Here is a 13379-nt window from a genome sequence, read left to right as displayed (position 1 = left end):
GCGCTCGCGACGTGCGATATCGTCTTTGGGCCCGTTTACGGTTAAGATTTCTCTGACGCGCGGCCCGTAATTTTCGCATATTGTTAGCGCCCCCGCCCACCCGGCACATGGAGCCAGGGTAAAGGAGGGGCAGATGACTAAGGGAGCCAGTCCGCTACGCCAGATCGACGAGCCGTACGGAAAGCCTTCGTGGCGTTTTACGGACGATCTCGAGGCGGAACCGGAGTTTGATCATTTCGCAAGCCTGGCCGCCACGGTGTGCGGAACGCCGGCGGCAGCGGTGACGCTGATCGCGCAGAACATGCAGTGGATCAAGGGTGCGGTCGGTATCGATCGCGGAGCCATGCCCGCCGACCAGTCCTTCTGCATCCACACGGTCCACGCCCAACAGTATCTTGCGGTCGAAGATGCCAGTATGGATGCCCGCTTTCGCAACAATCCGCTGGTCACCGGACCGGATCACATCCGCTTCTACGCGGGTATGCCCCTGCTCATTGATGGCGAGCCCGTGGGGGCGCTCTGCGTGATCGACACGGAGGCGCGGGCGCACGGCCTGAGTTCCGAACAGCGTCAGGCGCTTGCGATGCTGGCCACGCAGGCGAGCCTGCAGCTGCAGCTGCGTCGCGCGGTGAGCGAGCGCGACGATGCGGTTCGCGAACTCAATTCTGTGGTAGGCCAGCTAAGCTGGGTCGCTACGCATGACCACCTCACCGGCGTCGGCAACCGCGCATTGCTGCGCCAGACGCTCGAAAGCCGCGCCGATACGCAAACGCCGCCTTTCGGGCTGCTCGCGATCGACGTCGATCATTTCAAGCAGATCAACGACTCCTTCGGCCACCAGACTGGCGACGAACTACTGAAGGAGATCGCCCGCCGCCTGACGCAGTCAGTCCGTACCGATGACATCGTCATCCGTTTCGGCGGGGACGAATTTGCGGTCGTGCTCGATGGCATGGCCGACGAGATTCAATTGGCCGAGCTGGCGGACCGGTTGCTGAACGCGATGCGAGCCCCGTTCTTGCATGACGGGCGGGCACTGGAATGCCGCATCACGATCGGCGGGGCGCTTTGGCCCCATCATTCCCTCGAAGTGAGCGAAGTGGTGCGATACGCCGATGCCGCCCTGTACGAGGCCAAATCGCGAGGACGTGGCGTGTTCGTAATGTTCGAGAAGCACCTGCTGGCCGAACAGTCGCGCGGACGGATCGAGATCGCCCGCGCCCGGACCGCACTGGCGGCGGGTCAGATCGTACCCTTCTACCAGCCGAAAGTCGATCTGAAGCACGGTACCATTCTGGGTCTCGAAGCCTTGCTGCGGATCGTGGAGCCCGGTCGCGTGGCGATCCTGCCGCATAGCATTGCTGCTGCCTTCGACGAAGCGGAGCTCGCCCAGGCGATCGGCCGGAGCATGTTGGACCAGGTTCTTCGCGACATGCGCAGGTGGCTGGACGCCGGTCTGCAGTTCGGCCGCGTCGCCATCAACGTGTCGGCCACGGAACTCGGCGATCCAACCTATGCCGACCGCCTCACCGCAGCGCTGGCCGAGCACGACATCGCCCCTGGGCGGCTGGAACTCGAAATCCTCGAGACCGTCTTGCTCGATCAGCGGTCCGCTGTGATGCTGGCCACGGTCAGAGCCGTGTCGGATGCAGGGGTACGCATCGCCTTCGACGATTTCGGCACCGGCTATGCCGCGCTTGCCCATCTTCCCAGCTTTCCAGTCGACACAATCAAGATCGACCAGCTCTTCGTGCGGCAACTGGACGACGGCGCCAATCAAGCAATCGTCCGCGCTCTGCTTGCACTGGCCAGCGAGCTAGGCCTGGAGGCGATCGCGGAGGGCGTGGAGACACCGCGGCATGCCGCTCAGCTCCTCTCCCTAGGCTGTGCCATCGGCCAAGGCTTTCTCTACAGCAAGGCACTGCCGGCAGAGAAGATCGCTCACGCCTTGTCACGACAGGCAAGGACGTTTCGCTCGCCCCTCAACAGATCGATCCCCGGTCGCCCCTCACTGTCGCGCAAAGCGGCTTGATCGATCCAAGGAGATGTACGATGAACGCAGCCCTTCTGACCCGGTCGGTGATTGACCGGATCCTGCCGGGCCGTTTGCGAGCGCAGCCGGCGCCAAACAGTCCGGACGACCGGCGTGTAGCCCCGCGCCGACAGGCCGCCCTGTCCGCCGAGGTCGTCACCGGAGGCCGCACCTATCCCGGCCAGATCCGGAACATCTCGACGACCGGTCTCGAACTCGCATTCGAGAAGGCGCCGCCGCTGGTGAAGGGCGCGCAGCTGCTGGTTTGCGCCGGCACGCTTGCCCCATTCACCGGCTCGGTAAGGTGGATGGCGGGTCCGGAATGCGGCATGGCGTTCAACAGCGCCTTGGCCGAGGAAATCGTTGAGGATACGTCAGCGCTTTTCGATCCGGGCAAGCGGGTGCGCCCCGGGCGCGCGCGGGTCCAGCTGACCGCCACCGTCCGAGGGCCCGGCCTCGACCGCAAGGTCACCATCGAGAATGTCTGCTCGGGCGGCGCTCAGCTCACAACGGGATTGTCGCTGGCGCTCAACACCGGAGTGATGATCGAGATTGACGGCATTCTTCCCATCGGAGGCTATGTACGCTGGAGCCACGCCGGTCGGTGCGGCGTGATGTTCAACAAGCTTCTGCCGATCACGGCAGGCGAGGAGATCAGCCGACGCTGCGGCGTGCACGCCTCCTGGATGAACGAACTGCGGGAGGCGCATGCATCGATCGTCGAGACGCCGTGAGGACCATAAGGGGGACACGGCTTCGACGACCGACCTGATTCCGGGAAACGGGTCCTTCGAACGCCAACAATCCTCTGCAGATTGCCGATGACCGACGTTTGGTCATTCGAGGCATGTCATGGCAATTGCCAGACCGCCGATGGTCACGATCGTTGGTGCTTGCTATGCCAGCTCGGCAGGTCGGCAATGCCTGGATGAACGTTCGTCACCCAGAGGGACTAGCTCGACATCCTTCATGCTCCATTGATCCGGAGCGTCTAACCGAGACCGGTTGCTCGTCGTGACCCGAGCGGCGACACGCTGCCTATGGCAATCTGCGTCAGGATGGCGTCACCCATCGGCATCGATCGACGTAGGCGCCGCCATTGTCGTGAGGGACCGCATCAAATCCATCGTGCGGAACGGCTTGGCCAGCCGCGGCAGATCGGCAGCGATATCGTCGACATCGGCATAGCCCGAGATGATCAGAACGGGCAAATGACCCCACCGCCGGCGCGTCTCGCGAGCGAGTTCGGTCCCGGTCATGCCCGGCATCAGGTGATCCGTAACGAGCAGGTCCACCCCGGGTCGACCGTCCAAGATGCTCAGCGCCTGCTCGGCGGAGCCGGCTTCGATGACGGCATAGCCGAGTTCGGCGAGCATCAGCGCAGTACTACCCCGAACCAGCGGCTCGTCGTCGACCAACAGCACCGTCTGCCGATTGGCTTTCATTACAGGCAGCGCCTGCTGCGGCAGGTCAGTCGACGCGGCACTACTTTGAGCAGCGGGTAACAGCAGCTGAATGGTCGTGCCCTCCCCAACCCGGCTGGCGATCCGCATCGCACCACCCAGCTGGGCAGCAAGCCCATGCACCATTGACAGGCCAAGGCCGGTGCCACGGCCCGTCCCCTTGGTCGAGAAGAAAGGCTCGATGGCGCGATCCACCACCGTCTGCGGCATGCCGATGCCATTATCGGATATCGTCAGCGCGACGTAGCGGCCCGCTTTCAATTCGAGGTCGGCCTCGGCTTCGCCGACCTTCAGCGCTCCGACCTCGATCGTCAGCCGGCCGCCATCGGGCATGGCATCGCGCGCGTTGACGGCGAGGTTCAGGATCGCAAGTTCGAGTTGGTTGGCATCGACGAAGGCCGGCCCGACCGCATCGTCGGCGGCAGTCTGAAGCTCGATACGCGGCCCCAGCGTGGTCGTGAGCAACCCGCGTAGCGCGTCGACCAACGCGCCCACGTCGATGGCGCTCGTCTGCAGCGGCTGACGCCGGGCGAACGCAAGCAGCCGCTGCACCAGAAGCCGGGCGCGCTCTGCGGCCTCCAACGCGCCGTCGACCAGGCGTCGCGACCGATCGTCCGCCAAGCCGCGCTGCTGAAGCAGGTCGAGCGTGCCGACGATCGGCGCGAGAAGGTTATTAAAATCGTGTGCTAATCCTCCCGTGATCTGCCCAATCGACTCCATCTTTTGGCTTTGGCGCAGGGCCTCCTCCGCCTTGCGCAGGGCTTCGGTTCGCTCGCGCTCGTCGGTAATGTCGCGCGCGACGCTGTAGAAGCGACCCTCGTTGGGAACCGCCGTCCATGACAGCCAGCGATAAGCTCCATCCAGGGTCCGCAACCGATTGACGAAGCCGGTCACCACGTGGCCGGTCGCTAGCCGCCGCTCTTCGGCCCGGCTTGCGGCCTGGTCTTCGGGGTGCTCGATCCATTCTGCGGTGCGCCCTACCAGTTCCTGTTGTGTCCAGCCGAGCAGGTCGGTCCACGCCGGACTGGCGGCCAGCCAGACGCCGCGATCGTCGGCGACGACGAACGGATCGCGGGACAAAGCCCATAAACGGTCGCGCTCCGCCGTCCGCTCAACCACGCTGCTCTCAAGCAGGCCGTTGAGGCGGCGCAATTCCTCCTCGGCAAGCTTGCGCTCGGTGATGTCGATCACCGCGCCCGTGAAGCGACGAGGCCTATCGTTGGCAAAAACCGCGGCACCATGCGAGAGCACCCAACGCACGCCGCCGTCGCGGCGGACGACGCGATACTCGAACGGCAGCGACTCGCGCAGGTCCGGATCGAGCGCGCGCGCGATCCTGTCGCTCAGCGCGTCGCGGTCGTCTGGATGGACGGCAGCCAATACCTCGTCAATTGATCGATCACCGTCGGCCGGCAGGTCGAAGAGGATCCGGGCGCGGTCGGACTGGACCAGACGACCGGAAGCGGGATCAAGGTCCCAAATGCCGATCTGTGCCGCTTCGGTGGCCAAGCTCAGCTGCGTTTGGCTGGACAGCAGCGCCTCGGCGCTCTCTCGTTCGGCCGTGATGTCGCGGACGATGCCGACCGCGCGCACATAGCGGCCATCGGCATCGAACAGCGGCCGTCCCTTGGCCGAAATCCAGCGTAGAGTGCCATCTGGATGGCGCACGCGATATTCGTTGACGGACGGTTCACGCCGTCCACGGGCGGCGATCAGACGCTCGCCATAGCCCGCCAGATCCTCGGGAAGGATCACTTCGCGCACCTGAGCCGTCGACAATGGTCCCGCGATCGCCTCGAGGCCATGCATCCGCTTGTAACTATCCGACACATAGCCGCGGTCGTTGGGCACGTCCCAGTCCCAGGCGCCGATGCCGCCCACTTCCTGAGCAAGATCAAACCTCTCGTCGCTGAGCGCCCGCGCCGCGATCGCCTCCTCAAGGACGCTGCCGACCGCGTCGATGTCGCGCAGCCCGGTGCGCACGTATCGCGCATCACCGTGATCGCGAAATGCGACGGCGGCCTGGCACAGGTGATCGACTGCTCCCGCGATACGGCGCGCCAATGCCACGCCCGCGAGGATCGCGAGGCCCAGCAGGACAGCCGCGCCAAGTAGACCACCATACAGCGCCCGAAGGCTCCCCGCACCGATCTGCGCGCGGGGAATGGCGACGATGAATGTCCAGCCCGTGCGCGGCGAGGTGCTGAATGCAGCCAGCGTCGGCACGCCTTCCATCGAGATGCTGTACAGTATGCCCTCGTGGCGCCGGGCCAAAGCGGTGCGCATGTCCGATGTCGCGAGGTGACCGACGAAGCGATCGGGATCGACGTTTCGCCAGACGATCCTCCCCCGCCGGTCGAGGACGGTCGCATACTGGCCCTGCGCCAATCGCTGTCCGTCCATCACCGACTGAAGCCAATGCGGTCGCATGATGACGGAAAGGACGTAGCTCGCACGCCCTTTCCGCCCGATCGGAACATCGATGCATGTGATCAGGCGTTCGACGGCGCCTCGGGTAAGGTCGCACGTCCGGCTCTCCCCACGATCAAGCGCCGCCCAGATCGATGGTGGGAAATGGCCGATCGGAAGCGCCGCGCCCGCGGGCAGCCGGGTGTTCACCAATTGTCGGCCCGATCGTTCAGCCAGCGTTACCCAGCTGTCGCGTCCATTGACCAGACGGCGGGCCTGACCATCGAGGGCTTGCCAGTCGCCCCGTTGGAGACGCTCGTCATCCCGCAACGCGAACAGCAGGCTTTCGTAGCGTCGTATATCACCGTCGAGGACGAGTGTGAGGGCGCGGGTCGTCGCGAGAAGCTGCGCCTCCGTCTGCTGTCGCCCGAAACCCTCGACCTGATGGATCAGCACGGCCGCTGCGGCGCAGCCGAGCAGGGCAAGGACGGTGGTTATAGCGACAAGATGGGCCCGCAGCGATCTCAACGACGAACCTTCTTTCGACAGAGGGTTATTCTTGTTTGTTGAAAGAGGTTTTCAGGGATGCCTATCGCGGCGAGGCGCGTCAACCGGCGCTATGGGATCTTGCATCCACATCAATATGTTAGCTGGCAATCGACCCGAAGTGGCGAACTGCATCACCGCGTTGGAGTACTTCCAACCAGGACCGGTCACTCAGGCATGCTCGCCCTCTTCCCGGACCGACCGTTCATTCATGTCGTGCATCAATCGCCGAGCGTCCGGGAAATCATCGGCTCGGCCTAGTGGAGTAAGATTGCGGACTGGCCGCTACACCGGGTCATTGCAAACGCGACATTGGCCGGCTTCTTGGCTTTTCAAAAGGCTGACTGATCCGACAAGTCAGCAGTTTGCACGCACCTATCGGGAAGCGGTCGGCGTGCTGCTGGCGGTAGATCGCAGTGTTTAGGAGAATGCACCCATGTCCTTTCGCTTCCTGGGACTCGATCCCAATCAATTCAGCCACCTTTATGGATTGTCGGATGCTGACCTCGCTGCCGCCGGCGCAAAGCGGTTCGTCGTTGACTCCACGCCGGGCTATCCCGATCGCGTCGAAATTCGCGACCTCGATGTGGGTGAGCGGGCGATTCTTCTCAACTACGAGCATCAGCCGGCCGACACGCCTTATCGCTCCCGGCATGCGATCTTCTTCCACGAAGGTGCCAGACGAGCGTTGGATGTCGTGGGTGTAATACCGGAAGCAATCCGCATACGCCCCATCTCGCTCAGAGCGTTCAGCGATGATGGCGAGATGGTCGACGCCGATCTCGTCGATGGCGACGCGCTTGCCCCTCTGATCGAGCGGTTCTTACGCAATCCCGCCGTGGCCTATCTGCACGCGCATTATGCGAAACGCGGCTGCTACGCCGCGCGGATCGAACGCGCCTGACTTTGCTACCCCGCGACGCATGCGGCTCCTTAGACGAAGTAACCCAGAAGCGGTCCTTCACCCCCGCCGCCCGCTTCCCAAATCCAAACACTCGTTCATCGGCGCGGATGCGCGCCGGTCCACTGCAATAACGCGGGCACACCGCCATTTCGTCGATGCGCGGAGCATCCGTGTGCTCCTGCACGTTGAAGCCTCAGGCCAGACGAGGTGCCGAGATGGCAACTAGAATACCCAAGGCGGCGGCTATGACCGGCATTAGGCAACGGAGCGCTTCCGGTATCGCCGAGATCGGTAAGCCGCATATTCGCATCGACGGGCCGGAAAAGGTCTGCGGTCTTGCCGAGTACCCGGGTGATGTATCGCTACCCGGCATGGCGCATGCTGCCCTCGCAGTAAGTGCCATTGCCTGCGGCCGGGTGACGTCGATCACGCGCAACGAAGCGGAAGCCATGCCCGGTGTGCTCCTGATCCTGACACACGAGGACGTCGGCGACGCCATAGGGCTCGTCGGCCATTTGATGGAAGGCGGCTATGCGAACAGCAGCTGGCGTCCGCTCGCATCGCCCGAAATCCGTTATGCCGGCCAGATCGTTGCCATAGTCGTGGCGGAGACGGCGGAAGTCGCCATTGCGGCCGCGGCCGCTCTTCGCATCGGCTATGCCGGGCAGTCACCGGTCGCGTCACTAGCCGATCCGCGCTGTACGACCGAACGGTTGGGGGAAGTCAGCGCCGAGCACCATGACCGCACAAAGGGCGATCTCGATACCGCATTGGCCAGCGCGGATGTCCGTGTGGAAGCACGCTACACGACCCCGATCCAGCACCATAATCCGATCGAACTGCCAAGCACGACGTGTCGGTGGGACGGAGACCAGCTCACTGTGTATGAGCCAACCCGCTATCTTGGCGCGGCGCGGCATGGCCTTGCCGCACAGCTTGGCATCGCACCTGAACAGGTGCGCGTCGTCGCCCGCTTCATCGGTGGCCATTTTGGTTCGAAGCTGGCTTTGTCGCAGCACACCGCAATTTGCGCTCTCGCGGCGCGCCGGCTCAACCGGCCGGTCAGGCTTGAGGTCAGCCGTCGCGATCAGTTCACAATTGCCAACCACCGCACAGAAACGCAGCACCGCATTCGCTTGGGCGCGACAGCCGATGGCCGCTTGCTAGGTCTCGGACATGAGGCAGCAACGGTCAGTTCGCGCTTCGACGACTTCGCGATGGAGGGTACAGATGTGTCCACCGCCCTATATGCGGCAGAGGCAGTGAAAGCGGAGGAGCGGCTTGGACGAGTGGACCGGAATACGCCGGGCCCGATGCGCGCCCCGCCTGAGGTGCCCTTCCTGTTCGCTCTGGAAAGCGCGATGGACGAGCTGGCCCATGTGCTGGAGATGGATCCCATCGAGCTGCGACGTCGCAACGATACGGATACTGATCCTGTCACTGGCAAGGCATTCACGACACGGCCGCTGATGCGCTGCTTCGATGCGGCAGCGACCGCATTCGGCTGGTTCGAGCGTGTGTCCAGGCCACGGGCCACGCTGCGCGACGGTTGGTGGATCGGCTATGGTTGCGCAGCAGCTGCGCGACCGGTGAAGATCGGTCCGGTGTCGATCCGGGTCGCGCAGGATGGTGATGGCAATGTCCGGGTGGAAACCGCGCACCACGAGATAGGCAACGGCCTGTATACGCTGCTGGCGACGATCGCGTCTGAGCGTCTCGACGTCCCGATAGAGCGCGTCACGGTTGTGCTTGGGGATACCACACTGCCCGCGGCCGGAATATCAGGAGGCTCGGCTACCACCACCAGCCTGGCGAACGCTCTGGCTGACGCATGTGCGGCACTGCTCCTCAAGCCGATAGGCCCGCGAGAGGTCCATCTCGATTATCTGCCAGCGGGTGCGAAGCCTGGTGCCTTGGAGGCGCTGCGCGCCGGCCATATCAAACTCCTGACGCTGCCTGAGGACGGGCTGGCCTGGGCCTTTGGTGCGCATATGGTCGAGGTTCGTGTCCATGCCTTGACCGGCGAGTTACGTGTGCCGCGTCACGTCGGGGCCTTTGCGGCGGGGCGAGTGCTCAATCCCTTGTCCGCGCGCAGCCAGTATCTTGGCGGTATGGCTTGGGGTCTGAGTTCGGCGCTGCTAGAGAAGACTGAGCTGGACCTGCGCACCGGCATCTACATGAACCGTGATCTCGCCGAGTATCTCGTCCCCACCGCTGCCGATATTGCCGAACAGACTGTGGTCATGGTGGCCGATGAAGACACCGCGGTGAATCCTGAGGGGATCAAGGGACTGGGTGAGATTGGCATCATCGGTGTCGCTGCGGCCGTGGCCAACGCCGTCTTCAACGCGACCGGAGTGCGCGTCCGCGACCTGCCGATCCGACCTGAGGCGATATTAGATTAAGCAAGCGAATTGAGCTCCATCCGCAAGATCGTACTTTCGACTAAACCCTGCCCCTAGACGCGATGACCCAGAAGCCGACGTGAGGCAGGCACTGCCGCTGCCGGAAAGCAGACGCGTATTCCTGTAAATGGCAAGGACCAGCGTTATTCCGTCCGGCATTAAACAATGAACCGTGTCTTTGCCGACTGATGTGAGGCCCGCCGGCCGTCCTCAGCCGACACTTGCAATAACGATAAGCCTGCGCAGTCAGGTCAATCACACTGTCGCCAACGTTCACGCCCGAACCCACGGGATGCCGCACGATGCGGAGTTAGAACGTCAGCCAAGAGTGGGACGGGATATAGTCAGGCGCGGGAACTTTGCCGCTGATGCCATGAAACCTTGGGCTAATCGCTGGCGGCTCGGCTTGCTCGAATGCGGCATGCCAGCACGATCCAGCGGCCGGTACGGCGCGCCACCCGCACCTGCCAGGAACGCCCTGTCGCCGCTAGAAATGCCCGGTGCAAATGCGCGGCATGCTGCGCGAAATCAGGATAATCGACCCGATGATGCGCCAGCACTAACATGCCGCCCCGGCGCAAGGCGGCCGCGGCATCGCGTGCCGTCTGCGCCATGTCGTGAGCCGTCAGATAATACAGGACCTCTGCGACAACCACGACGTCGTACCGCGGTCGCGGCAGACGGGCGGGCACGGCCAGTTTGATCGCCCGCGCCCGCGTTCGCCCCGCGACCGCCTTGGCGACCAACGCCACACCAGTCGACGTTGCCTCGGTGGCGTCGAAGCGCAGAGCACGCGGCGCGATGGCAGCACTGTTCGACCCGTTCCCAGCGGCGAGCTCGAGAACGCGGCCCCATGGTCCGGCGCCCATCGCATGCAGAATAGCGCGGCGCTTCAACGCCTCGTTCCGATCGGTAAACGTCGACCAAGGGTCATCGTTCTGGGCAAACTTCGCCGCAAAGCTGTCGAGCGTGATCGGCCTCATCGCCGCCGCTCCACGAAGACTTCACGCGGACCCGTAAATGCTGCGATCTGTGCGCGGGTCATCGTGAAGCCGTTCGGATCATCGGTGATCCGCCCGGTCTGGGTTCGGTAGCTGCGGAGCGCGTAGCGCTTTGCCAGCCGTTCCTGCCCGGTCAAGAACAGCGCGCCTGCCCCCGTGACCGCGCAGCCGGCCGGCCATACCGGATAGGCGAGCGTGCGGACGCCTGGCCGCCGCAGCGCTTCCACGCACGCAGCCACAGTGCGGTGATCGGCATGGTCGTCGTCATGAGCGGGGGACACCAACAGCGTCGGGCCGTGATTGCCCATCGCGCGGGCGAGGCCGCGACGCGCTGCCGCCGCACACAGGTGCAGCTGACCATCTGGAAGGTCGAGGAACGTCACGGCAGCCGCCGTCACCCCGATGCGGCGCAGCACGCGCCGACACTCGCGTCGGCGTTCCGCCACCAGCTTCCGATGGGGCCAGCGCACGCTGGAGGGATGCGACGCGGCGCCATCGGTAACGACGACGACCTGCACCGCCACGCCGCGTCGTCGCAAGCGGGTCATCATCGCATACGCCCCGATCGCCTCGTCGTCGGGGTGCGGCGCGACCACAAGCAGCCGGCGCGGGGTTCCCGCCCGCAGCGTCACAGATGCGCGGTCAGGGTACCCGCCGCGACCGCGGCACCCACCTGCATGCGCTGCGCATCGGGCGATGGCTGGCGGAGATACACCGACAGGTCGGTGATGACTGCGGCGAGTGGATGGTCGACGAACAGAGATTGAACGCCGACCGCCTGCTCGGCGAGTTCGATAGCCTGCCCGCCAGCCGCATACATCGCCGCACGCGCGGCGGCGACCAGCGGCAAACGCGCGGCAGGATCACCGAACCAGCCGGCCGCGGCAGTGCGTATTGCCCCCGCCGCGGTTTCGGCCAGCTCGTAGAGCGCCGCAAGGCGCCCCTTTTGATGCGGATCGTCCGCGCGCCCCGCCGCGACCAGATGCGCGCGCGTATGGTCGAGCAGCGCGGCAATTCCCCCGGCCTGCACGGCAACGAACCGCAGCGCACCACCGCTGAACCACGGTTCGCGGACGTAATCGCCAGGCGTACCGATCAGGTCGTCGGCGGTGACGCATGCGTCGTACCAGCGCACGACGTGCGTCTCCGACCGTTGCATCCCGGCGACCTGCCAGAATGTCCGATCGACCGCCGGCGTCGTGCGCGCAAGATCGATCAGGATCAGCTGTCGCCCGTCGCCGCCATCCGCGGTGACCAGCGCGTGTGAAAGCAGCCCGGCTCCGCTGGCGAAGCTCTTACCGCCACATAGCCTGTTTCCGATCAGTCGAAGCGGCTCTCCCGCCAGATCGGCGTTCCATACGCCGAACGCGCCGCCACCCGCAACGGTCGCGGCGGCCTGCGCACGCTGAGACGGGGTGCCGTAGCGCTGCACGATTTGCATCGCGTCGACATGCCCTTCCAGGAGCCGGCCGAGAGGCAGATCGACGCGACCGGTTTCGTAAAGCAGCCGTAGCAGATGCAACAGCGCACTGGGTTGGCCCGGATCGCCCAGATCCGGCAACAGCGCTGCGCGCACCGCGATAGCCTGTCTCAGGGCGCTCACGCGGCAAACCTTCCCGCCGAAAGCGTCGCCAGTCCCGCTTCCGCCACCGCCAGCGTCACCCGGCGCATGCCGCCCGGCGGCACCGGTACGACGCGCATCGCGAAGGCTTCGGCGTTGGGGCTGTCGCGCAGGACGCCAACGAGATGATCGCAGGTCAGCCCGATCGCGTCGGCGAGCGGAGAGACATCCCCGTCGTCATACACGCGGCGCGCCAAGGCATGACCGCGATACTGCCAGGCGGCATCCTCAGGGTGCGCGACCATTACCGCATCGCCATCGCGATCGAGTACCCGCAGTCCCCCGGCGAAACCATGGACCACGCGGCCAGTGCGCCGATCCGACGTGTAGACCACGCTCGCCGCATCGCGCCGCACCCGCAGCCCCGCGCGTGACGCGTCATCAACCAATTGGGCGTCCTCGCCCGCGGGGATCGGGGGGAAGCCGCCCAGTATCCGGTAATGGTGCACGGAAATGCCCAAGTTCGCGCCGCTTGTCTGATGGTGGGCCGCCGCCGCCTCCCACACGACTGGGTCGAGCACGCGCCGCATCGCGTAGAGCGACTCATAATATTGTTCGAGACGATCCTGCGCCGGATTGGGCCAAGTGACGGTGCGCACCACCTTCCCCGCGACAACGTCGACCTGGCCGAGCGCTGCGACCATCGCTTGCAGCCAATCGACCGCGGGCAGGCTGTCGGCGTCGGTGGTCAACAGAAGCCCTCGACCGTCCAACGCCCGTTCGCCCAGCAGCATCGCCCCGTGCCGGGCACGGCCGGCATTGGGTTCCGCCTGGGTAGCGTAGTCGATTCGTATCGGCAGCGACGCCCGCGCAGCATAGTCGTGCGCCACCGCCGCGCTTCGATCGTCGCAGCTGTCGAGCAGGAGACAGATGACGGGGTCCAAGCCGTACCGGTCGAGCCTGTCCAGCGCCGCGAAAAGCCGTGGCAATGCGTCCGCCTCGTTGCGGGCAGGCACACAGATTGCGACGCGGATACGACCTGCAGGCGACTGTTTCAT

Annotated in this window: 9 protein-coding genes; 4 read left to right on the top strand and 5 right to left on the bottom strand. The window is 64.9% G+C overall.

Annotated features, from left to right (window positions below; translation table 11 throughout):
* Positions 1-133: 133 nt before the first annotated feature.
* Together D9601_RS15400 and D9601_RS15395 are read left to right on the top strand one after the other, a co-directional pair.
* Entirely contained in the window at positions 134-2032 is a 1899-nt protein-coding gene (locus tag D9601_RS15400) for a putative bifunctional diguanylate cyclase/phosphodiesterase (protein WP_198354958.1), read from the top strand.
* Between the two features lie 20 nt (positions 2033-2052).
* Positions 2053-2766: a PilZ domain-containing protein gene (locus D9601_RS15395; protein WP_198354957.1), complete on the top strand. Its 714-nt coding sequence runs from the start codon at positions 2053-2055 to the stop codon at positions 2764-2766.
* A gap of 330 nt (positions 2767-3096) precedes the next feature.
* Here the strand turns inward: D9601_RS15395 and D9601_RS15390 are convergent, their stop codons facing one another.
* Positions 3097-6432, bottom strand: coding sequence for a PAS domain S-box protein (locus D9601_RS15390; RefSeq protein WP_198354956.1), 3336 nt, complete (start codon positions 6430-6432; stop codon positions 3097-3099).
* A gap of 454 nt (positions 6433-6886) precedes the next feature.
* On the opposite strand from D9601_RS15390, the gene D9601_RS15385 reads away from it, so the two are divergent.
* Both D9601_RS15385 and D9601_RS15380 read left to right on the top strand, forming a co-directional pair.
* Positions 6887-7354, top strand: coding sequence for a DUF1203 domain-containing protein (locus D9601_RS15385; RefSeq protein WP_198354955.1), 468 nt, complete (start codon positions 6887-6889; stop codon positions 7352-7354).
* A 215-nt stretch (positions 7355-7569) separates the two neighbouring features.
* A complete protein-coding gene (locus tag D9601_RS15380) occupies positions 7570-9759 on the top strand; it encodes a xanthine dehydrogenase family protein molybdopterin-binding subunit (RefSeq protein ID WP_232474287.1) in 2190 nt (729 codons plus the stop codon).
* A gap of 386 nt (positions 9760-10145) precedes the next feature.
* On the opposite strand, the gene D9601_RS15375 is transcribed toward D9601_RS15380, so the two are convergent.
* From D9601_RS15375 to D9601_RS15360, 4 genes are read right to left on the bottom strand one after another with little or no spacing between them, the layout of a single operon-like run.
* Positions 10146-10742 (bottom strand): methyltransferase, encoded by a 597-nt coding sequence (locus tag D9601_RS15375; protein WP_198354954.1) that lies wholly within the window; start codon positions 10740-10742, stop codon positions 10146-10148.
* Complete coding sequence (locus D9601_RS15370; RefSeq protein WP_198354953.1) at positions 10739-11392, bottom strand: PIG-L deacetylase family protein; 654 nt, start codon at positions 11390-11392, stop codon at positions 10739-10741. The genes D9601_RS15375 and D9601_RS15370 overlap by 4 nt, the downstream gene beginning before the upstream one ends.
* Positions 11389-12363, bottom strand: coding sequence for an acyl-CoA dehydrogenase (locus tag D9601_RS15365; RefSeq protein ID WP_198354952.1), 975 nt, complete (start codon positions 12361-12363; stop codon positions 11389-11391). The genes D9601_RS15370 and D9601_RS15365 overlap by 4 nt, the downstream gene beginning before the upstream one ends.
* Positions 12360-13379, bottom strand: coding sequence for a glycosyltransferase (locus tag D9601_RS15360; protein ID WP_198354951.1), 1020 nt, complete (start codon positions 13377-13379; stop codon positions 12360-12362). Before D9601_RS15360 ends, D9601_RS15365 begins: the two co-directional genes overlap by 4 nt.

Origin of the sequence: Sphingomonas sp. MA1305 (assembly GCF_016107325.1) — a bacterium.
Taxonomy (GTDB): Bacteria; Pseudomonadota; Alphaproteobacteria; order Sphingomonadales; family Sphingomonadaceae; genus Sphingomonas.
The sequence above is the reverse complement of the archived record's forward strand: the minus strand, read 5'-3'. Positions and strand labels throughout refer to the sequence as shown.